The sequence below is a fragment of the Microthrixaceae bacterium genome (assembly GCA_016702505.1).
Lineage (GTDB): Bacteria > Actinomycetota > Acidimicrobiia > Acidimicrobiales > Iamiaceae > Aquihabitans.
On the sequence record JADJDU010000026.1, the window covers coordinates 1 to 19,471 of the forward strand.

Sequence of the window (19,471 nt, forward strand, 5' to 3'; positions counted from 1 at the left end):
GGGCGCCCTGTGGATAACCAAAGAAACGGTGGCCCCGTCACCAGCTCCGGCGCACGACGGACGGTTGCAGGACATCGATCACCGCAGCGTGGCAGCGTCTGCGCAGGTCAGGTGTGATCGTCTTGGTCCCTCGGATGCTGTTGCACAGCCGGTGGGCGTGCCGCACGTTGGCAGGGTCAGTGCATGACCCGCCATGAGCACGAGGTACCAGCTCATCGAGTGCTGATCCGAGCGGTGCCCGCTGGTGGTCAGCGTCGAGGTCGATGAGCAGACCGCACAGGTGGCAGCACGGTTGCGTCGCCCGAACGTGAGCTATGAGCTTGCGCCGAGCGTGGGACTTGAGCGGGTGGACCATTCGGTCAGCCTCCCCGGTAACGCAAGAGTGACCCGGGCGCAGGGCCACGGGTCGCACTCAACTGCTGAGACCTATCATGCAGGTCAGCGCATTGCAAGTACCACGAGGCTACGAGGCTCGGCGTTTGCGTTGTGCGTGGGCTTTGGCCTCAGCGATCAGGCCCGGCGTGATGCGGCTGGTGCCGCTGGCCCATGCCCGACAGATCGCCTCATGGGGCATGACCTTGTGGTTGCGGCGGAAGGTCTTGCACTGGCCGCACAGACGACCGCCGCTGTCGGCCAGGTCGACGTCGAGCCCGAAGCGGGCACAGTTGGCGCAGGCCTGCCGCTTGGGTTGGGCTAGTGGTGGCTCTGGCCGCAGCCCGGCGCGCTGGATCGTCCCGCACTTGGCCAGCAGCCACGCCATGGTCTCATCCAGCAGGGCGAGGGCGGCGTCTGCTTCTCGGGTCCACCTCGTCGGCGTCGGCGATCGCTTCGGCTGAGGACATGACCGCTGAGGCGGTCGGGTCGGAGTGGCTGCCCTTGGGTGCTCGGCCGTCGCTGCCGGAGCGGATCGACGCTTGTGCTCGGGCTTGGCGGTGCTTCTCGGCCACGATTGCATTTATGTCATGCGGGATGGTGTTTAGCCAGTTGGCCGCTATTTCTATATTGAGAATGATCCTGGCTCGGTCGGAGTTGTTCATGCTGCCGCCTGTGGGTTGCGCCGAATCATCCGGGTATCGGATTTCGGGAGTCCGGCCTCGGATTATCAGGTGCCCGTTGTTCCCGGCCTCGCGGATCATGCCGCTTCAGTTTTGTTTGCAGGTCGTGCGCCGTCGCTACAGCGGCGACGATCTCGGGCATCGGCGTCCACGAGTCGTTGAGCCTCGACCATACATCACGCCAGGCGTCGCCGTATGGACTCCGCCTCGATGGGTCGAATCCCGGCCACAGTGCAGGTGGGTCCCAACCACCGGGACCCACCTGAGTTTTTTGGGTGGGGGTAGTGGGCGGCTGGGTGGGTCCCTGGGTGGGTCCCTCGGTGGGGTCTTCAGACCCCAACCCCACCGTGACGGGACCCACCCGGGACGAGCCCACACCAGGTGGGTCCGGGACCCACTGGGACCCACCGGGACCCACCTGGGTTATGGAGGGGATTTGAGGGCAGTTATCCACAGGCTAGAACTCCTCGGTGAGGTCGGATCGGGGGGACTGGGGCACGACGTAGGGCTTGGTCAGGGTGTGGAGCTGGGATCGGTTCGGGCCGGGCCGGGTCGTCACATGCCCCTCCTCGATCAGGAGCCGGAGCGCTTCGGCCACCCACTTCTTTTTGCCTGACACGTCCGCCAATATGCCATTGCGAGTTGGGTAAACACCGGAGTCATTTAGGGCCTTGGATTGCCGTTGCAACCTGCTCCATGAGAGTGGTCGGGCGGGTCCTTATTGGTGTGTCTGACTCGGGGCACAAGATGGCTAGCGACACATCACCGTCGGCCCGTGAGGTGAGCTGCAACGTCCCGACCGTCTCACCGCCAGAAGCGAAGCCACGGACGTGGCCTGGCCGGTCCTTGGCGACGGTGATCCGGCTGGTGCCGGTGCGGCCGAGCCCGAACGGTTGGGTGACCTCCAGGCGGTACACAGCCCCATCCACCCCGGCCAGCTTGTGTTGGGCCCCGATGCCGTACCGGCCTCTGGCCTCCTTGTCTTTGGGCACGTGGTCGATGAGCACGACGGCGCATCCGTGACGGGCGATCCGTCGGGGGAGCGCCAGGAGGAACTTGGCGGCGTCGTCGTTGTCGTTGATCGACCACCCGTTCTGTACCATCACCTCTGTGACGCCATCCACGATGGCCAGGGTTGGTTGGTGGTCGATCAGGAGCCGCTCTAGTGCGGCGATGGCCACCGGGTCGATCGGGTCGTCTGGGCGCACGTAGTGGAGTCGGCCGATGATGGCGTCACGGTCCACGCCGAGGGCCCGGAGTCGGCCGACGATGCCCGTGGCGTGGTCTTCGAAGTCGAGGTAGATGACGTGTTCGCCTTCGGTGAGACGCTCGGCGGCGGCGGCGCATGCCAGCCAGCTCTTGCCCGATTCAGACTCCGCGTTGAACGCGTGGACGCGCCCGGCGTAGAGGAGCTGGTGCCCGTCGTCGCGGGCGAGCATGGTGGGCTCGGGTGGCCCATCGCCGTCGATGACGGCTGCGAGGTCGACGGGGGTCCAGGTGGTCCCGGCGTCGTCGGCGGGTTGGGCGGCTGCGAGGCGCTGGAGTTGGGCGAGGCTGGTGTCTAGGTCGCCGTTGCGGGCCGAGTTGGCCGCTTCTAGCGCCCCGCTGAGCAGCGCCCGCAACCGGGCAGTGTGGATGATCCGCCGGGTGTAGGCGGGTGCGCTGGTCGACAGGGGAGCGTGGGTGACTATCGACAGGAGGTCGCGCCCGTCGAAGCTGCCGTTGCCTCTCGGTGGGACGGTGACCGGATCGGGTTGCTCGCCGGCGGCGACGGTCTCACAGATGGCGGTGTAGATCGCTTGATGCCGCGGGGCGTAGAAGTGCTCGGGCTCAAGGCCGAGACCGAGGACGGTCTCGGCTGCGGTCATCGAGTAGAGCATCACCCCGAGGACGCCGATCTCGGCGTCGGTGTCGTGGGGTACGTCTTGGCGGGTCCGGCTGGGCCGTGCCGTCAGTCCTTCGGCGGCGGCCTGCTCCTCTAGGACGTGGAGGGGTTCGAGTTCGTGGGCGGCGGCCTGGGGCATACTCACCCATCCGCCTCCTGCGCTTGCCGCCTTGCCCGCCTTGCCCGCTCAGCAGCGAGCCGAGCCGTAGCGCACTCGTCACACGTCGGGATGCCCTGGCGTCGATGCTCCACCGCACCCGCCTCCGTGCCGTGACGGATCGGACGTTTGCCCCGGATCTTGGCCCGCAACCGTTCCCGGTCGGTCGTGCCACCCCAGATGCCGCACTCGTCGTGCTCCACAGCCCACGCCAGACACTCGGCCTGGTGCGGGCAGGTGCGGCACACGTTGATCGCAGCGGCCTCAGCCCGCAGGTCGTGATGGGGCGGGAACCAGTCGAGACCGCTGCCACGACACGCCGCCTCCGGCCACACCGGCACCAGCACTGGGTTGGAGACGAGACCGGCCTCGGCACGCACCCTGATTCGGTCGCCGCTCACGCCGAGGTCCCGAACAACGTTGGCATCTGGCCCGAGAGGCAATGTGGCGAGAACCACAACACCTCCGTCGACCTGTTGGCGTGGTTACCGTCATGCCGTACGGCGCTCGCCGTGGTGCTGTAGGCCGCAGACGCACTCCACCTGTGACGCCTCCACGAGTCGGGCATGAGGTCGTCGTGTTCCGCGGCATACCCAGCTAGCACGATCCGATACCGAGGGTTGTCCCCGTTGTCGATGCACCAATCGCGCACCTCGTGCGCGATTGTGTGATCGTCGACCGAGTAGAGATCTGAGGTCCGCACGTCACCCAGATACGGCGGGTCGAGGAACACACCCACAGTTGACCCGTAGGCGAGTGCACCGTTCGTGACGACACGCGACCAGTCGCCGCAGCACACCCGAACGCCCCGCAACACCCGGGCCAGTCCATGCAGGTACTCCTCGATCCCCTGCCCGGCGTCGCCGAGGTGGGGGAGCTGGCGGTTGATCCCCTGCCCGGCGTCGCCGAGGTGGGGGAGCTGGCGTTTGATCCCCGTTGATCCCCTGCCCGGCGTCGCCGAGGTGGGGGCGCTTGCTCAGTCGTCCGTCATCGTCGAGCATCCACGGGCCAGAGCCCGCGCACCACCCCGACCCGATCCACGAGCAGATACCCCACACCCACCACCCGGCTACTTTCACGTCAAAGAAGTCGGGATCGGATGCGAGCGCATTGACCCGCTCCCTGCCTGACGTGACGAGCCACAGGTGACGGGCCTCCAGATCCGCCTCGTTCACCGGCCAGTCAGCGTGGGCGGCCACTCCCTCCGGGTCCGCTGCGAGCGCACGCCAGAAGTTCGACACGAACCGGTCAGCGTCGTTGACCGTCGACGTCGACCCCTTGTGCCACGTCGGCCGCTCGAGGAGCACGGCCAAGGAACCGGCGAACGGCTCGACGTAGTTGTCTACGTCACCCAACGCAGACCACACCTCTGTCGCCACCTTGCGCTTGCCGCCGAACCACGGGAACGGCGCCTTCACGGCCGAGCTCCGAACAGGGCCAGCAGCGCCGCCTCGGCACGGCCGTCGTCCTTGACCCTGGCGAACGTCCGCACATGCTCGGGCCACGTCTCGATCGCCCGCTGACGGCTGGCGTTCTTGTCCGACGACAAGCCCAGCGCCCTCTTCCACGTCGACGGCGGCACCAGCCGCACCGGCACACCGAGCGCACCCAACGCACCCAACACGGCACCGTGGCCCTCAGCGAACGTCCACACGCTGGACACGCCCTGTCGGGGCATCGCGTGCACCTTCTCGACCACCGCCAGCCCGAACCGGTCGGGCTCGTAGTCCCGCACCATGTCGGCCACCAGGGCGCCGAGCGGGTGCCCGGTCGCCTCCGGCATGTCGTGCACGTCGAGCAGCCCGAGCTGAGGGTGCAGCACCGCCAGTGCGCCGGTCTTGCCGGGGTCGACCCCGAGGATCAGGTCGGTCATCACTGCATCACCCCTGTGGCAGCACCTGGACGACCGGGCACCCACGCCGTGCGGCGGGGATTCTCCACGTCAGTTCGTCCGTTCTCTTGCACTACCAGTTCATAATGGTCGACCTCCCGGAGTCGGCGGTCGGACGCCAGAACGCGCCGGGCTTCCCTGTTGATCCTCCCCGGGTGCAGTGCGGCCCTCACGGGTGCCCACCGAGCACCGCCCGCACTAATGGCGTCTATCAGCGTCTGCGGGGCCTTGAAGTCGGCCGTCTTGAAGTTCACTGCCACGAGAGCGGTAAGCTCATCAATCGCACGGTCGAGCTCCGTCGAGATGGCGGACAAATCGGTTGCGTGAGCTGCCCGCAACTTGGCCATGCCGGTCGACTCCATAGCGTCGACCTGGCGCTGTAGTTCGACCATCCGGGCTTCCATTGCCGGCACCCTGGCGGCCGTGTCCCTGAGGTCCCGTGCTCGCTGCTTGGCATCGACCAGCTCGGTCGTCAGCCGGTCGATGTGCTCGACGGCCGCCTCGTATCGCCGCTGCACTGAGAGCGCGCCGCCCTTCGCCATCGTTGATCTCCTTGAGGGTGCCCAGCATGTGGGCCAGGTGCTTGTTGAGGAAGTTCGCTCGTCGCCACTCGCGGGAGCCCCGGGGTACATGCGGCAGGATCAGCCCCACGTCGCGGTGGATCGTCCGCAGCCTGGACTCGACGTGCCCGAGCTGATGGGAGGCACCAGCCTCGACTGGCTGCCACTCGGTGGTGACCTGGTAGCGCCAGCCGTCGCCGGGGGTGGGTGACGGGATGGCAAGGTCAAGGTCCGGGCACAGTTCGTCCCGGGCGTAGCGCAGTGCGTTCTCGACTCGACCGACAGGCCATGCCAGCTTCTCTGAGATCTGGCCTTTGGTGAGCGGGCCGCAGTCGACCAGCAGGTCTGACCGTTTCGGCATTGCGGTGGAGGCTCTGGACTGTCGTCATCTCTCCACCTCTCCGGCCCATGTCCACGCGTCGATGCCCAGCGACCAGCCAAGGCACCCAGCGGCGACCACGGCAAGCACCCACGGCAACAGACGCCCCCACCACGGAACAACACTCGACCTACTCACCATGTCTCCTTGATCTCGCAGACGCCTGGCGGTTGCCACGCGTCACCTCTGGTGCTCGGGGTACTCGATGCCGAACAACTCCACGTCAGGGACCGGACCACACTTCGGGCATTCCTGGGTGGTCATGCTCGGCCGCCGTCGCCGTCGCCGTCGCCGTCGCCGTAGCCGTCGCCGTAGCCGTCGCCGTCGCCGTGGCCGTAGCCGTAGCCGTGGCCGTAGCCGTAGCCGTAGCCGTAGCCGTAGCCGTCGCCGTCGCCGTTGCCGTAGCCGTTGCCGTTGCCGTTGCCGTAGCCGTCGCCGTAGCCGTTGCCGTCGCCGTAGCCGTCGCCGTCGCCGTCGCCGTAGCCGTTGCTGTAGCCGCCAGAGTCCTCCACAACGGACAGCACACCTCGCCCGGTCATCCGAGATGCCCCGACCACGCCTCAGCATCAGCGTGGATCGTCGCCACCACCGCCAACTCATGAATCTCCACGATCCCAGTAGGGTCCAGGACAGTCTCACCCAACGGCCCAGCCGCAAGCTCACCCAACCCAACAGACGTACCCCACCGGCGGATGGTGCGTGCACCGGTCAAGGTGACCACCTCGTTCTCGTGGCGGTAGTACCCGACCCACACCCAGCCACGCTGGCCGATCACGATCCGCACCTCACCACCCACAGGGCGGACCGGTGCGTACTCGACACCATCAATCGTTACGTTGCTCACTTGCCTTCTCCTTGTTGTTTGTTGTTGTTGTTGCTCATCGACCATTCGCTCCTGCTCCCATTCGTTGATCCGCAGCCGCACCAGCACCTCCACTGCGGCGTACTCGGCGGCGTGTTCGGGTGCTCGACGCTGCACCTCCGCCGCCAGGTCCTCGACCGTGCTGGCCGGGTCGCACCAGCAGCCGACCGCGATCCCATGGCCCGTGTCGGAGCGGAATACCGTGATGGTCTTATCCTCGGACCCGATCGGACCCACCGTCAGCACATGCCGGGGGTGCTTGACCCAGGCCGAGCCGCACACCCGGGCCGAGCCGTACACCCGGGCCGAGCCGGACACCCAGGCCGAGCCGGACACCCAGGCCGAGCCGGACCGGGCCGAGCCGGACACCTGAGCGTCCGGTCCGACGTAGGCGGTGTCATCGACATGGGCCGTGTCCTGCACCCAGCCGCCACCGTTCGGGTGACGATGCCACTCCGGACGTTCATCGCTCATCGCTGTACCTCCTGCTCGTCGTCCATCGGGCCTCTCGTCGCCACGGCCACGACCTGGGCCACCAGCACCGCCACCACCAGCCCGGCCACGATCCACCAATCCCACGCCCCACGCCCAACGGCATCTACCGCGGCGATCACCGGGCCGAGGATCAGGTCGGTCATCGGTCGCCGTCCTGTCGCAGCACCTCGACGGTGCCATCGGGGTCGACGGGTGAGTGCAGCTTCGTGCCACCCTCGACCACCCGCACCCACGGCCCCTCATCGTCGGAGCCGACCTCCACGAACGGGTCGCCAGCCAGGCCGAGGCGGTCCCTCGCTTCCCACCACGGCACCCGCTCCGTCTCCGGTTCGGGCACGGCCCGGGGATCACGCACCTCCACCCACACGGTGTCGGAGAAGGCGACCATCTGGTCGTTGTTCACCCACACGAGATCCGAGCGGCGCCGCACCTGCTCGCCGCGCACCTGCCCGGCCTGGGCGAGCCACGTCGGCACCCCGTCCTCATCGACCAGTCCGGACAGCACCGCACCCGGCCACGGCGGGACGAGGGTGGCGTCCAGTTCGTCGGCCCAACTGCGGATGATTCGCTTGATTCCCGGGTCCTCGATGTAGCCGGAGTTGGCTATCCAGCGCAGCCGGTTGGCGGCGTCTCGCAGGACGCCATCCGGCCACGACGGGACGGGGGACGGGGCGGCGAAGCACGCCCACCGGACGACCGCCTCCAGCAGCTCCTCCAGCAGCTCCTCGATCAGTTCCCGGGACTCCGGGTGCGTCTCCGCGTGCCGACGGGCACGGGACACCAGGTCGTCGGTCTCGCTCATCGCTTCTCCCATTCAGCGATCCGCACACGACACAACGCCATCGCGGCCTCGTACTCATCCGCATGGTCCGGTGCTCGACGCTGCACCTCAGCGGTCAGGTCATCGAGGGTTGCCCCGTCCGGGTGCCAGCACCCGACACTCACCCAGTACCCCGTCTCAGCGCGGAACAGGGTCAGGGTCTGGTCCTCGGACCCGATCGGGCCGACGGTCAGGACATGGCGGGACCCGGACACCTCAGCGTTCCCGCACACCCAAGCGTTCCCGAACACCTCAGCGGCCCCGGACACCTGAGCGGTCCCGGACACCCAAGCGGCCCCGAACACCCGAGCGGCCCGAACCCGGGCGAGCGTCGGTCCGACGAAGGCCGTCTCATCGACTGACGCCGTGTCCTCCACCCAGCCGCCACCATTCGGGTGGCGATGCCACCCCGGACGTTCATCGCTCATCGCTCGTTCCTCTCTCGTCGTTCGGCCCGGTCCTCGACCACGGCGAGCACGTAGAAGCACACGGCCAGGATCAGCGGCAAGGCCAGCGGCCACGTCACGGCGTTCACGACGCCACCGCCATCGTCAGGGCCTCATGGCGGGCCCGTGTCCACTCGGGCACCCGGGCCAACTGGCCGGGCGACAGAGACGGCAGCGCCGTCGGAACCTCCAGCAGGCGCAACGACGGGTCCCAGCGGCCACCACAGAACCGGGCGATGCGCTGGGCGGTCTGGCGCACCCGGTCGGACTTGCCGAGCCCGAACCGCTGCGCCAAGTCCAGGTCAGCCACCTCGACGGGCACGGCCTCGGCCCACATGGCCGGGAGCAGGCGCAGCAGTGCCACGGCCGTCGAGCCGACCACGGGCGTCCAGCACACCTCGACGTAGTCGGAGCGCAGCGGGTGGACGTTGCGGGCGGGAGCGGGCAGCGGGGTGAGGATCACGACGCACCGCCCGTCGCCTTGCGCAGCTCCCATTCACCGTTGGAACGCAGGAACAGTGAGTGGGTGCCGGCCTTGATCGATTCGAGGGCGTCGAAGAGGGCGGTCCACTCGTCGCCGTCCATGTCCTTCGAGGAGCTGGTGCGCTGGCCGGTGACGGTCTGGATCAGGTGGCGGCGCAGCTCGTCACGGTCCTCGTCGGGATCGGACGGCCACGCCTCGGCCACCATCGCCCACATCTTCTTGTTGCGGGCAGCAGGGTCCGGGGTCGCCGGGTTGTAGGCGTCGATCGCTGCACCGATGGCGGCGGCCTGCTCGGCGGTCACGTTCCCCGACTTGAGCGGCGGGATGCCCTGGGCCTTCCACCACTCGCCAAGGTCCTGGCGGTCCTCCTGGGTCAGCCCGTCGATGCGGGTTTGGATGGCCGCAGGGTCGACGGTGGATTCCTCGACCACTTCGGCGTCCACGATGTCGCCATAGCCGTCCTCACCGGGGAGTGGGGGCAGGTCGACCGGAGCGGCGACCGTGGTCGTGGGGGTGGCCTTGGCCGCGCCACCTTGCGGGCCGGGGCACTCTTGGCCTTGCGGGTGCTGGTCGCCTTCTCCGGTGGGGCCACGTCGTCGCGGGACTCGATCACCACGTCTGCGTCGGCCACCAGATCACCATCGGAGACCTCCTCGTGGGTGTAGGACAGGCCTCCGAGAACGTCGGCAAAGTTGTCCCGGCATAGCTCGCCCGTGGCTCTAGCGGCCAGCATGGCGCGGGGTACTTGCGGTAGTTCTGGCCGCCGGATAGGCCAGCGGTCTTGGCGTCATCCATGGTCCAGGTGACCTTGGCGACGCGGTCTTCGGGCCAGTCCTTGCGGCGGCCACAGATGGTGACCTTGGTGCTGGTTTTGACCTCAAACCACAGGTCGTGGCCCGCCCGCTGGACGAGTGCCCTCATGAGTTTGGCGCTGATGCAGGGCTTGCCGTTGATCACCCCGATCTCAGCGAGTGCGGCCATTGGCCCGATGCCGAGCTCGTGGCCCTGGAGCATGGCGGCCATGACCGCTTCGGGCTTGCCGCGCAGCCCGGCCGGCGCGAAATCGCTGCGTGCGATCTGCTCGGCGAGGGACGCAGCCGACGGCACGATCGAGTACGTGGAGTCGTGTTCGTAGGGGGTGATGTCGCTCACGCCGCACCGCCCATGGCAACGTCGTCGGGGAGATGGCGTCGTGCTTGGCGGTGCGGTCCCGGTCCTTCTGGTCCGCCAGGAACCGGCCCACCTGCTGGACGTAGAGGAAGCTCCGGAACTGGGCAGGGCCGGCGTCGAAGGGGTAGAGGTCGAAGCCGTCGGCCCGGAGCCACAGCACGCCGCACCAGTCGACGGGCGGCATGGGCACGGTCTCGCCGTCGATCAGGGCGACATCCGCGTGGCGGTAGGCGGCGAGCTGTAGGGCCACCTCACCGAAGGGGCCGGACCGGTTGGTCTTGAGGTCGACGAGGCATCGGCCGAGACCCGGGGAGGGTGGCGATCATGTCGAGCGTCCCGCAGTAGCCGTGCTTGGCCGACCCGACGACCACCTCGGTCAGGGCGTCGGTCGGGCGCCAGTCATCCAAGAAGGAGAGATAGGCGTCGACGTGGCCGGTGAGCGGTTCGGGGACCTCGACCTCTTCGCCGTGGGTGAGCAGCTCGGCCAGCCGGTGGACCTCGGTGCCCTTGTTCCCGGCTTGGTCGCGGTCCTCCCAGTGGACGCCTTTGAGGATCTCGGCAACCTTGGTGCGCGACAGCTTGGCGGGCCACGGCTTCGACTTGGCCCGGGCGATCTCGGCGAGGTCGTCCACGAGCTGGTCGGCGGTGATGTGTTCGCCGTTCTGGTCGAGGCGGTCGGCGACGTACTCAGCGATGGTCTTTGCTGCCCACCCGATCAGGGCGGGCTTGGGTAGCCCGTCACCGATGATCGTGGTGACGCCGGGGAGCTTGTCGCCGTTGAGTCGGTAGCTGTGGTTGCGGCCGTGCTGGCGGCGCTCGAGGACGGGTAGCTCGGTCATCGGCTCACCGCCTTGGTGCTGGCCCGACCGAGGGCGCTCATGGTCTGGTCGTGCCGGTCGATGCCTCGGTGCTGGTGCAGGGACTCACGGCAGCGGGCCAGCCAGTGGAGGCCTCGGGCCTGGTCGGCGGGCCTGATTGGTGACGTGATGGCCGCGGTCATGCGGGCAACCCAGCGACACGAGCAGCGGCCTGGTCGTGGGCCTCAGCGAGGATCTCCACGAGGCCATCGCCGTCGTAGCACACCAGCTCGATTGCAGCGCCAGGCAGGTCGAGTGTCAGGGTGATGGTGCCGTGACTGGTGCGAGGCCCGACGGTGATGACGGGAGGCGGATCGCCTGGCATCAGATCGACACGGATGGTCGTTGATGGGGGCATCTATGCTCCTAGGTGGTTAGGTGGCCCACTCCGGCTTGCGAGGTCGTGGGGTGGGCCGCTTGTTTGTGTGGGTCGGTGGCCCGGGCTCGATGCGATCGAGCGGGCGGTCCAGAGGGGTTGACGGGCCCCGCCCCCGGCGCTACCGGGGGTCATCGCCCTTGGCCCGGGCCACCCGGCGAGGACCGCGACCCAAGGGGGTCGGCCGCAGTCCTCGCCCGGCATCCCGGGCCGGGTCAGGTGCGTCTCAGCCGCACCACGTCTCCGGTCAGGTGGTTGGCGCGGGCTTCGGCCTTGCGGCGACGGGCCCGCTCCGCCTCCAGGCCCTCGATGAGGGCGTCGACCTCGGCCTCGTAGGCGTCGAGCATCCGGGCCATCCACACCAGCTCCCGGGCGAGCAGCGCGATGAGGGCGACCAACATCGAGGCACAGGCGACGGCGATCATCGGTCACCGTCCGGCACCAGGAACGCCACCGTGGTGGAGTCGATCGAGCGGAAGACCAGGCCCTCGCCGTGCACGCCGCTCAGCACCTTGGTGATCTCGGCCTCGGCGTCGGTGGCGGTCACGAGGCGACCGCCTCGGTCTCGGCGGCGGTCTCGTCGGGGTCGGGGTACCAGGACCGCAGGGTCTCGTAGGTCACGTCGATGCGCTGGCCGGTGACCTCGTACAGGTCTCGGGCGATCAGTCGCCAGGCCCGGGCCTCGGCCCGGCGGGACCTCACGAAGTCCTCCAGCGGCCCAGCGTCCCCGAGGACCAGGTCCGCCAGTTGGGCGGTGGGGGTGGATGCCATGTCGGCACTATGCGTGCCGAAATCGCGCGAGTCAACCCCTAAACCGAATCTTCTTGTCAAACTTCTTGGCTGAGGGTTCGGTTGCCGCATGCGAACACCGGCTGCTGACCCGGCCCCGGACGCGCAGCGACCCCCGCCCGGGGGAGTGGGCGGCGTGGATGACCCGCTTGTGGTTCGACGGGCCGAAGGGTCCGGCGTGTGCGGATGTGGTGCGCCGGTTCGTGGCGGGTGAGATCGGGGATGACCGGCCCGACGACGACTAGGCCATTCGGCCCATTGTGAGTATTAGGTGTTGACGGTCGGGGTAGGTATGGTGCATACTCAGGACATGGAAAACACCAGCAACCCCACCACCACCACCACCTACACCGTGAAGATCTCGACCAGCCGAGACAAGGACTTTGCCGCCATCGTCACCCTGATCAAGCGGATCGGCCTCAACGGCGGCACCGCCACCTTCGACCGGGGCCGGAAGGCGTGGACGGTCGAGGTGCCCACCTGCACCGATCAAGCACGGATCGACCGGTACGGCCAGGCAATGGCGGACCTGGCAGCCAATGCCCTCGGGGCCTCCGATCTCACCTTCTACGTCGCTGACCTGGCCATCACGGAGGTCGAGCGATGATGGCCGGAGCGACCGGGCCGGCGGAATGGCGGTACTGCGCTACAGGCCATGGCGGTGAGCCCGACGGGACGCTGAGTGTGCATCGGTCCGCGGTCGACGCCTGGGAGGCTTGGGCCGATGAGCTGGACGAGCTCCGGGCGCGGCCCGGCCAGTCGAAGGCGTATCTGGCCCGGTGTGTGGTCGGGCCTGATGGGCGCCCGATGGACGAGGATCCGCGGGCACAGGCGGTGGCGGTGGGGGTCGCGGAGATAGCGGCGCTGCTCAGGGTGGAGGCCCAGACGGCGCGCAACTGGCGGACGCAGGGTGTGCTCCCTGAGCCGGACTGGACGGTCTCGGGTGGCCCTGCCTGGTCGTGGCCGAGGGTCGCGGCGTGGGCGATGCGGACCGGGCGACTCTGACCCCGGGCGCGACAAAAGCCCCCCGCGCTCAACCCCTGATGGGGAGCACGGGGGCCTTTGCGTCTGACCGGGAGGCGGGAACCCGGTCAGATCATGGGGACGATCACTGGCCAGTCGTTGCGCCGCCAATCGGTGTCTGGGACCTGCCAGCGGTCGATGACCTCGGGGGAGATGAGCGCCTCGAGCACCTCGGAGCAGGCAGGCCGGGGTCCGTCGATGGCCAGTGCCGACACCAGCTCGGGGACGGTCGCGCCTTTGCCCCACGATCCCCAGTCGAGGGCGATCAGCTCAGCGAGCACCCTGCCTGGCGTCATGCCGGGGGCGATGTCTGGGCCGCGGCGGGCCGTGTCGGTGTGTCGGGCGATGTCGTCCACCCGGCCAGCGATCGACGCGTCGACGGAGCGGATAGCGGTGTATTCGGTGCGGATCATCACGTCTAGTCCGGCCGACACGATGGCTATCTGGTTGCCGAGTCGTGCCATGGCGACCTCGGTGCGGTCCGCGACATCACGGAGCGATGAGCCGTCGTTGGTGCGCACCTCGTGTTCGACGCGCTCTAGTCGGTCGTGGAGTGGTGCGGTGTGCGGGTCGAGGATGGTGTCTATCCAGGTGGCGAGCGGTCGGGCGACGAGGTGCGCCCACAGCCAGCGGATCGGCCTAGAGATGAGCGGGAGTTTCGCCGCGGCTGCGATGGTGACGAGCGCTCCGGCAACAGCACCGACCGTTATCGCGGAGTCCCTCAGGGTGATGAGCCACGGGGCCACGTCTGCGATCACCGTTGGGCGTGGGGGTCGTTGCGGATGGCGTCGTCTCGGGAGGCACCCACCTTCTCTGCGATGGCCACCGACCAGCCCCGAAGGGAGCCGTAGAACTGTTTGAGCTGCTCGGCCTGCTCGGCGAGGAGCTGCTCGCAGTGGGCGGCACGGAGGCCAGCGGCGCGGGCTTCGGCGAGGGCGTCGGCGAGCATCTTGCGGTCAGCGTCGGTCATGTCAGTGTCCTCGGTGGATGGTCCGGTGGGGGTGCTGGGGTAGAGCGGGCCGTAGCCTTTGGCGGCCTGGATGATGCGCCCGATGTTGACGCGCCAGGGTCCCAGTGCGTGTTCTCTGGGGCGTGCTGGTGGCCGAGGATGCCGGACAGGTCGCGCCATTGGGCGGCGGTGAGACGCTGCTTGGCGGTGACGCTGGCGAGTGTGTGCCCGGCCTTGGTGCCGAGGAACTCCCTCGGGGCCACTAGCGGGATTGAGGCGGCAGTGCACAGCGGGCCAACGACCTCGCGGCCGAGCCAGACGAGCGCAGCCTCGGACCAGTCGTGTGATTCTGCGGCCCGGCCGACGATCTCGACCTGGATGACGGTCGGTGCCCGGTTCGTTTCGCCCGGCACGGCGGAGTTGCGCAGCGCCCGTGCCGGTTTGGTGAGCGGGACGTGCTGCACTCTGGTCTTGCGGATCGGGTCAACGGTGACGTGAGGCCACGAGTTGTTGGCCTTGTACGCACCTACGGCACCAGCGATGGAGCTTCCTTCGGTGGGTGCAGCAGCAGTTTGGGGCGGGTTGGTCCGCTGGCCCACGACCCGGAGTCGTTGCCCTCGATGCGATTCCACCCGTCGAGCCAGGTGGTCACCGCTCCGCGTCCTCGGGTAGCCCGGTCAGCGAGGTGAGCAGGCTGAGGATCGTGGCGAGCACGACGGTGGACGCGACGAGCGGCCAATCGACCTGGGCGACGAGGGTGGCGGCACCGATGGCACCGATGGCGGGGTGAAGGGCATGGTCAGTCTCCTGTGTCGTCGGTGTCGAGCAGGTCGAGCACCAGTCGGATGAGGGCGTTGGTTTCGCGGGTGAGCCGTGCGACCTGCGCCCGCTGTTGTGCGGCGGTCGGGGTGGCGAGGGCGAGGTAGTCCCGGTTTGCGTCGAGCCGTTGGCGTAGACGTTTGATGGTGCCGTCGTGGTCCATGGTGCCAATCAATCCGTGGTCATGTGAATCTCAGGAAGTCGAACGATGCGGTGACGGCGATCCCTGCGTGTTCCTGCCCGACCACGACGCCAGCCCCGGTCACGCTGCCGATCCACGACGCCAACGTCACCGATCCAACCATGATCCATCGGTCACCGTCATCGCTGACCCAGCGGCGCAGATTCACGCCGTCATTAGTGATCTTGAGGTACACGTGCCCCACACCCACCGACACGCCCGTGGTCGTCGTTGCTGAATCGAACGACGTGAACGAGTTGGCCCTGTGCAGCTCCAGGTCCTTGCCTGGGCCGTGGATGTGTACCAGCCATTGCAGGAGGCGTCCAGTGCCGCTGTTGTACAGCACCAACCCAGCGTTGGAGTGATTGGTGAGTTCGCCGCCCACGGTGATCCGAGTGGACACGGACGTGAAACTGGGCAGCGTGGTGAGCAGCGCCCGCTGGTTGTACCCGGACGCTGCAGCCTGGCATGTCATCAGGAGGCGACCGTCGCTGATCGCTGCGGTGGACGTTCCTTGGTTGTGCCACGTCCCCACCACGGGGGACCCGTCGGCCATGTCCCAATACTCTTGGTCGTAGGCGGACGGCGAAACTGGCGGCACCATTCCGGGCTCAACTGCACCACCAGCCCCCAACGGCCCGACCTCGGCGCCGGTCTCGTCGCGGACGTAGAGGCCGTCGGTACGGGCCACGAGCCGCTGGTGGTCGGCAGCGGGGTTGGTGACGGCAGCGGTTTCGGGGAGGTCGACGAACCCAGTGGTGATCTCCGCACCGGTGGCGACCGTCGGGTCGCCGGGGTCGACGCTGCCCCGGTAGATGTTGGCGAGGTTCACTTCGCCGTCGGTGGTGGCGGAGGAGTACGCGCCGACAGCGGTGGACCCGACGCCTGTGGCCGACGAGCCGTTGCCGATCGCGGTGGACGCGTCGCCTGTGGCCGACGATATGGTGCCGATCGCGGTGGACGCGTCGCCTGTGGCCGACGATATGGGGCCGATCGCGGTGGACACGTAGCCTGTGGCCGACGATATGGGGCCGACAGCGGTGGACACGTAGCCTGTGGCCGACGAGCCGGTGCCGAGTTCGATCCTCCGATCCAAGAAATCGGGCCAGCACATCCCACGAACCGGGGGTGCGACGCAGGGTCAAGCCCGTCGACGGCGCCGACGCGACGTACAGCCGAACCCGACTCGAACACGACATCGCCCACGGCGTAGGTGGCGGCGACATCCCACGTGCCACGGTTCGTCTCACCGGGCAGCAGGCCCACCGATTCGACGGGCACAGCGCCCACATCCACCACCGACAACGGATCAGACCCGTCGTGATGGTGGGACGCCTCGTGCGCTGTTGGGGTGCGAGCGTCAGAGAGCCGGGCGTCGTCACCCGCAGCCGCCGTGCCCGCCGTGGTGCCGTAGGTGACGGTCAGCGTCCGATCCGCCGACAGGTCACCGCCGCCAGTCAGCCCGGTCCCGGCGGTGATCGTTCGAGCCGTCGGCACCGCGCCCACGTCACCGGCGTCGAGCACCACAACACCGGTCTCACCGTTCACCGACGCAACCGCACCACCAGAGGTGGCGAGCTCGTCGATCGCCTCCTGCACCGTGTCGCCGGTGAGCCCCGACACGGTCGGGTCGTAGGAGACAGCGGCCGCGGGGTGTGCGTCGGCAGCGGTGCGGCCGCCCAGCACGTTGTGGGCGGTCAGAGGGCCAAACGACGTGTCATCGTCGCCGGCAGGGTTCCAGGTCACGTCGGTCATCGGGTCACATCCCCTTGGACAATCAGCACCGCACCAGCGCCATAGGTGGTGGTCACGCCGCCCGCCACGACCTGCACGTCATAGACGTACCGGCCAGGGGTGATCGCAGCGGTCAACGTGTCCGACAACGTGAGCGTCACCTCACGCCCCGGACCGTCCGTGACCGTCGCCGTCCAGGACGCCACCACCGTCGAAGACTCGACATGAGTGCGGATCTGGGACGTGACCGCGGCACCGGTGATATCACCGGACCCGCCGAGCGTCCCCACCACCGTCCAGTCGTCCCCGCGGGTGCGGGTCACCGTCGAACTAGCACCAGCACACGTCATACCCTTGTCCTCTCACGTTCTGGCATCCCCGGTCGGGATGCACGTCAGCCACCACACACCCCGTCCACGACAGCGAGCGGGGCCACCAAATGCGCCTGGAGCCGGTAACGGACCTCGGTAGCGCCACCCATGTCGATGTCGATCTCCACCCAAGGGGCATCGACAGCGCCGATCGGGACGATCAGCGACACAGATCCGCCGTCGGTGGCGTCGTCGTGCGCGGACAGCAACGGCCGACACACCATCTCGCCGTCGATGTCCCACCCCGCCGATGTCGACGCCTGCTGGATCTCCACACGCGGTGTGCCGGTGCCGCTAGTGACCTGCACATTCGCGATCACTTCCCACAGGCCGGTACCGGTGTCCGGCCTTAGCCCGCGGATCAGAGTGGAGCCACCTGACACGACGACCAGCTCCAGCCCTGCCGTCGCAACATTCCACTCGGTCGCCTCACCAGAGACCGTGGTCCCGTCCCACAGCCCGGTGATCGACGCAGACGAGTACACCCCGCCACCGTCGACAGCCGCAGCCACCCACCTCTTAGCCGTAGCGTCATAGGTGAGGACATCGTTGTCCTCGACCTCGCCTGGCCCGTCGTAGGTGATGTCGACATCTAGGAGCTGGTGCAAGTACTTCACGAGCCGCAGATCTCGCAGCCGACGCTCCAACGTGAGGACACGCCGCTTCACCTCGGCGATCTCAGAGACGATCGACCCGGCCATCACGCCCCCATCCACGGGGATAGCTCGATACTGAACGCCGCGGCCGCAGGATCAACGGTCTTGGACACGACCCGCCACGTCGCGGCGATCTGAGACGGGCCATCGTCAATCTCGACGCGCACCCGGTCCCCAACCCACAGCGTCGCCACCAGGTCCATACGGACCCGTGCCGACAACGATTCCGACAGCGACGACGACGCCCGATCCGCAGCGTAGATCGCCCGGTTCTCGAGATCGTCCGCGTGGTGCCTGTTGGGGCCGCGCTGTAGGACTGGAGCACCAGCCCACCGAACAACGTCACATCGTGGTAGGAGCCCGTGAAGCCCTCGTCGTTGGCGACCACCCACTCCGTTACCGGGTGAGTGAGGCCCGAGGTCCATGTCCCCCACGACACCACAGGCGGATTCGTGCCCTCAGCGGTCAGTGTCAGGTCGCCGGGGTCATGGGCGAACCCGCGGGTCACCCAGCAGCGCCCCACCCGCACCGTCTCGGTCAGAGCGAAGTCGCATTCACCGTACCCGGACTCGACCACCATGCGGGCCACCTCGATGACCTGCACATCGGGACGACGCCACGATGCCTCCATTACCCCGTCGATGCTGCCGTCGATCCACGCCGACACACCAAGGTCGGCGACACGGGCGAACGCTTCCATCCACATGTCACGGACCGGGATCTCCTCGACCTCGACCTCAGTGTCATCCTGGCCGACAGAGGTGGGCGAGATCTGGGCGGACACCTTGCGGACCACCACGTCCTCGGCTGCGCCGCCCTCCCCCCCGACAGACATGAACCACGACCTAGGCGCACCACCAGCCCCGTACGCGGAAGTGAACGTCGTGTGGATCACAGCCGTCACCCACCGGCCACGCGCCAGGTCCCCGGCGAACACCATCGACCCTTGTTGTGGGTCAGCAGCGGACGGGGACGCCAGCGCGGAGAGGATCACGTCACCGTCGGGCACCCCAGCCTTGATCCACACCTCGGCGGTGAACCGCCAATCGGATGTCCGGTAGGAGAATTGGCCCCCGGCCGTGAACGCCGTCGACGTCACGTCGAGGAACGGTGACCACTCGCGGGTACCACGGATCTGCTCACGACCCCACACTGTTTCGTCGCCGTCGATCAGACGGGCATCCAGCCAGTACTCAGGGCCGGCGACCTCGACGGTCAGCGTCGGCCCGGCGATCGACCGGGACACCGACACGATCGGCCCCCAATGCATCACCCGCCCGGCGTAGGAGATCTGGATCTCACGCTCGACCCGCAACAGGTCATCGGCGACGAACGAATCATCGGGGTAGGTGGCGTGATGGTCGATGACGACGGTCGCGGATGACGACCCGATCGCGTCCATCTTCTCGGACCACTGGCATGACACGATCTGATCGGACGGGATCTGGGCGACACGCCCCGATGACCCCGCGTAGGTGATCCACACCTCCAAGGTCCGCCGATGCCATCTCG

34 protein-coding genes are annotated in these 19,471 nt (G+C 68.0%); 5 read left to right on the plus strand and 29 right to left on the minus strand.

The window, feature by feature from the left end; genetic code table 11:
* Positions 1 to 463: 463 nt before the first annotated feature.
* The 16 genes from IPG97_16365 to IPG97_16440 all read right to left on the minus strand — a co-directional run bounded on the left by IPG97_16365 (position 464) and on the right by IPG97_16440 (position 10,186).
* Positions 464 to 760, minus strand: a complete 297-nt coding sequence (locus IPG97_16365; protein ID MBK6858071.1) for a hypothetical protein — start codon at positions 758 to 760, stop codon at positions 464 to 466.
* 4 nt (positions 761 to 764) lie between these two features.
* Positions 765 to 1,037, minus strand: coding sequence for a hypothetical protein (locus IPG97_16370; protein MBK6858072.1), 273 nt, complete (start codon positions 1,035 to 1,037; stop codon positions 765 to 767).
* 475 nt (positions 1,038 to 1,512) lie between these two features.
* Positions 1,513 to 1,674 (minus strand): hypothetical protein, encoded by a 162-nt coding sequence (locus IPG97_16375; GenBank protein MBK6858073.1) that lies wholly within the window; start codon positions 1,672 to 1,674, stop codon positions 1,513 to 1,515.
* A gap of 40 nt (positions 1,675 to 1,714) precedes the next feature.
* The gene (locus IPG97_16380) at positions 1,715 to 3,085 is read right to left on the minus strand and encodes an AAA family ATPase (protein ID MBK6858074.1); all 1,371 of its coding nucleotides are present in this window, start codon (positions 3,083 to 3,085) and stop codon (positions 1,715 to 1,717) included.
* On the minus strand, positions 3,082 to 3,498 hold the full coding sequence (locus IPG97_16385) for a WhiB family transcriptional regulator (GenBank protein ID MBK6858075.1): 417 nt from the start codon (positions 3,496 to 3,498) through the stop codon (positions 3,082 to 3,084). Before IPG97_16385 ends, IPG97_16380 begins: the two co-directional genes overlap by 4 nt.
* Positions 3,499 to 3,801: 303 nt before the next feature.
* The gene (locus IPG97_16390; GenBank protein MBK6858076.1) at positions 3,802 to 4,515 is read right to left on the minus strand and encodes a DNA adenine methylase; all 714 of its coding nucleotides are present in this window, start codon (positions 4,513 to 4,515) and stop codon (positions 3,802 to 3,804) included.
* Positions 4,512 to 4,970 carry a hypothetical protein gene (locus tag IPG97_16395; protein ID MBK6858077.1) on the minus strand — a complete coding sequence of 153 codons (459 nt, stop codon included), beginning with the start codon at positions 4,968 to 4,970 and terminating at the stop codon, positions 4,512 to 4,514. Before IPG97_16395 ends, IPG97_16390 begins: the two co-directional genes overlap by 4 nt.
* On the minus strand, positions 4,970 to 5,530 hold the full coding sequence (locus IPG97_16400; protein ID MBK6858078.1) for a hypothetical protein: 561 nt from the start codon (positions 5,528 to 5,530) through the stop codon (positions 4,970 to 4,972). Before IPG97_16400 ends, IPG97_16395 begins: the two co-directional genes overlap by 1 nt.
* Before the next feature lie 657 nt (positions 5,531 to 6,187).
* Positions 6,188 to 6,466, minus strand: coding sequence for a hypothetical protein (locus IPG97_16405; GenBank protein ID MBK6858079.1), 279 nt, complete (start codon positions 6,464 to 6,466; stop codon positions 6,188 to 6,190).
* Positions 6,463 to 7,263 carry a hypothetical protein gene (locus tag IPG97_16410; protein ID MBK6858080.1) on the minus strand — a complete coding sequence of 267 codons (801 nt, stop codon included), beginning with the start codon at positions 7,261 to 7,263 and terminating at the stop codon, positions 6,463 to 6,465. Before IPG97_16410 ends, IPG97_16405 begins: the two co-directional genes overlap by 4 nt.
* Complete coding sequence (locus tag IPG97_16415) at positions 7,260 to 7,427, minus strand: hypothetical protein (GenBank protein MBK6858081.1); 168 nt, start codon at positions 7,425 to 7,427, stop codon at positions 7,260 to 7,262. The genes IPG97_16410 and IPG97_16415 overlap by 4 nt, the downstream gene beginning before the upstream one ends.
* Positions 7,424 to 8,086 (minus strand): hypothetical protein, encoded by a 663-nt coding sequence (locus IPG97_16420; GenBank protein MBK6858082.1) that lies wholly within the window; start codon positions 8,084 to 8,086, stop codon positions 7,424 to 7,426. The genes IPG97_16415 and IPG97_16420 overlap by 4 nt, the downstream gene beginning before the upstream one ends.
* A complete protein-coding gene (locus IPG97_16425) occupies positions 8,083 to 8,532 on the minus strand; it encodes a hypothetical protein (GenBank protein ID MBK6858083.1) in 450 nt (149 codons plus the stop codon). Before IPG97_16425 ends, IPG97_16420 begins: the two co-directional genes overlap by 4 nt.
* Before the next feature lie 103 nt (positions 8,533 to 8,635).
* Complete coding sequence (locus tag IPG97_16430) at positions 8,636 to 9,013, minus strand: hypothetical protein (protein ID MBK6858084.1); 378 nt, start codon at positions 9,011 to 9,013, stop codon at positions 8,636 to 8,638.
* A complete protein-coding gene (locus tag IPG97_16435) occupies positions 9,010 to 9,477 on the minus strand; it encodes a hypothetical protein (GenBank protein MBK6858085.1) in 468 nt (155 codons plus the stop codon). Before IPG97_16435 ends, IPG97_16430 begins: the two co-directional genes overlap by 4 nt.
* Positions 9,478 to 9,643: 166 nt before the next feature.
* On the minus strand, positions 9,644 to 10,186 hold the full coding sequence (locus IPG97_16440) for a hypothetical protein (protein ID MBK6858086.1): 543 nt from the start codon (positions 10,184 to 10,186) through the stop codon (positions 9,644 to 9,646).
* On the opposite strand from IPG97_16440, the gene IPG97_16445 reads away from it, so the two are divergent.
* A complete protein-coding gene (locus IPG97_16445; GenBank protein ID MBK6858087.1) occupies positions 10,176 to 10,448 on the plus strand; it encodes a hypothetical protein in 273 nt (90 codons plus the stop codon). The two genes, IPG97_16440 and IPG97_16445, sit on opposite strands and share 11 nt — an antisense overlap.
* Before the next feature lie 7 nt (positions 10,449 to 10,455).
* On the opposite strand, the gene IPG97_16450 is transcribed toward IPG97_16445, so the two are convergent.
* The 5 genes from IPG97_16450 to IPG97_16470 form a co-directional block, all read right to left on the minus strand.
* A complete protein-coding gene (locus IPG97_16450) occupies positions 10,456 to 11,043 on the minus strand; it encodes a hypothetical protein (protein ID MBK6858088.1) in 588 nt (195 codons plus the stop codon).
* Positions 11,040 to 11,204: a hypothetical protein gene (locus tag IPG97_16455; GenBank protein MBK6858089.1), complete on the minus strand. Its 165-nt coding sequence runs from the start codon at positions 11,202 to 11,204 to the stop codon at positions 11,040 to 11,042. The genes IPG97_16450 and IPG97_16455 overlap by 4 nt, the downstream gene beginning before the upstream one ends.
* Positions 11,201 to 11,419: a hypothetical protein gene (locus tag IPG97_16460; GenBank protein ID MBK6858090.1), complete on the minus strand. Its 219-nt coding sequence runs from the start codon at positions 11,417 to 11,419 to the stop codon at positions 11,201 to 11,203. Before IPG97_16460 ends, IPG97_16455 begins: the two co-directional genes overlap by 4 nt.
* Positions 11,420 to 11,652: 233 nt before the next feature.
* Positions 11,653 to 11,862 carry a hypothetical protein gene (locus IPG97_16465; GenBank protein MBK6858091.1) on the minus strand — a complete coding sequence of 70 codons (210 nt, stop codon included), beginning with the start codon at positions 11,860 to 11,862 and terminating at the stop codon, positions 11,653 to 11,655.
* A gap of 118 nt (positions 11,863 to 11,980) precedes the next feature.
* Positions 11,981 to 12,208 carry a hypothetical protein gene (locus tag IPG97_16470; protein MBK6858092.1) on the minus strand — a complete coding sequence of 76 codons (228 nt, stop codon included), beginning with the start codon at positions 12,206 to 12,208 and terminating at the stop codon, positions 11,981 to 11,983.
* Between the two features lie 53 nt (positions 12,209 to 12,261).
* Between IPG97_16470 and IPG97_16475 the strand changes: the two genes are divergently transcribed.
* From IPG97_16475 to IPG97_16485, 3 genes are all read left to right on the plus strand, one after another.
* On the plus strand, positions 12,262 to 12,471 hold the full coding sequence (locus IPG97_16475; protein ID MBK6858093.1) for a hypothetical protein: 210 nt from the start codon (positions 12,262 to 12,264) through the stop codon (positions 12,469 to 12,471).
* A 65-nt stretch (positions 12,472 to 12,536) separates the two neighbouring features.
* Positions 12,537 to 12,833 (plus strand): hypothetical protein, encoded by a 297-nt coding sequence (locus IPG97_16480; protein ID MBK6858094.1) that lies wholly within the window; start codon positions 12,537 to 12,539, stop codon positions 12,831 to 12,833.
* Positions 12,830 to 13,231, plus strand: a complete 402-nt coding sequence (locus IPG97_16485) for a hypothetical protein (GenBank protein ID MBK6858095.1) — start codon at positions 12,830 to 12,832, stop codon at positions 13,229 to 13,231. The genes IPG97_16480 and IPG97_16485 overlap by 4 nt, the downstream gene beginning before the upstream one ends.
* A gap of 86 nt (positions 13,232 to 13,317) precedes the next feature.
* Here IPG97_16485 and IPG97_16490 read toward each other — a convergent pair whose 3' ends face one another.
* The 5 genes from IPG97_16490 to IPG97_16510 form a co-directional block, all read right to left on the minus strand.
* Complete coding sequence (locus IPG97_16490) at positions 13,318 to 14,007, minus strand: hypothetical protein (GenBank protein ID MBK6858096.1); 690 nt, start codon at positions 14,005 to 14,007, stop codon at positions 13,318 to 13,320.
* Positions 14,004 to 14,219: a hypothetical protein gene (locus tag IPG97_16495; protein ID MBK6858097.1), complete on the minus strand. Its 216-nt coding sequence runs from the start codon at positions 14,217 to 14,219 to the stop codon at positions 14,004 to 14,006. The genes IPG97_16490 and IPG97_16495 overlap by 4 nt, the downstream gene beginning before the upstream one ends.
* Positions 14,216 to 14,797: a hypothetical protein gene (locus tag IPG97_16500; GenBank protein MBK6858098.1), complete on the minus strand. Its 582-nt coding sequence runs from the start codon at positions 14,795 to 14,797 to the stop codon at positions 14,216 to 14,218. The genes IPG97_16495 and IPG97_16500 overlap by 4 nt, the downstream gene beginning before the upstream one ends.
* 200 nt (positions 14,798 to 14,997) lie before the next feature.
* On the minus strand, positions 14,998 to 15,180 hold the full coding sequence (locus tag IPG97_16505; GenBank protein MBK6858099.1) for a hypothetical protein: 183 nt from the start codon (positions 15,178 to 15,180) through the stop codon (positions 14,998 to 15,000).
* 19 nt (positions 15,181 to 15,199) lie between these two features.
* Entirely contained in the window at positions 15,200 to 16,312 is a 1,113-nt protein-coding gene (locus tag IPG97_16510; GenBank protein MBK6858100.1) for a hypothetical protein, read from the minus strand.
* Positions 16,313 to 16,326: 14 nt separating this feature from the next.
* Between IPG97_16510 and IPG97_16515 the strand changes: the two genes are divergently transcribed.
* Positions 16,327 to 16,998, plus strand: a complete 672-nt coding sequence (locus IPG97_16515) for a hypothetical protein (protein MBK6858101.1) — start codon at positions 16,327 to 16,329, stop codon at positions 16,996 to 16,998.
* On the opposite strand, the gene IPG97_16520 is transcribed toward IPG97_16515, so the two are convergent.
* From IPG97_16520 to IPG97_16530, 3 genes are all read right to left on the minus strand, one after another.
* A complete protein-coding gene (locus tag IPG97_16520; protein ID MBK6858102.1) occupies positions 16,950 to 17,255 on the minus strand; it encodes a hypothetical protein in 306 nt (101 codons plus the stop codon). The two genes, IPG97_16515 and IPG97_16520, sit on opposite strands and share 49 nt — an antisense overlap.
* A 71-nt stretch (positions 17,256 to 17,326) precedes the next feature.
* Positions 17,327 to 18,004: a hypothetical protein gene (locus tag IPG97_16525; GenBank protein MBK6858103.1), complete on the minus strand. Its 678-nt coding sequence runs from the start codon at positions 18,002 to 18,004 to the stop codon at positions 17,327 to 17,329.
* Positions 17,982 to 19,445: a hypothetical protein gene (locus IPG97_16530; protein ID MBK6858104.1), complete on the minus strand. Its 1,464-nt coding sequence runs from the start codon at positions 19,443 to 19,445 to the stop codon at positions 17,982 to 17,984. The genes IPG97_16525 and IPG97_16530 overlap by 23 nt, the downstream gene beginning before the upstream one ends.
* Between the last annotated feature and the right edge of the window lie 26 nt (positions 19,446 to 19,471).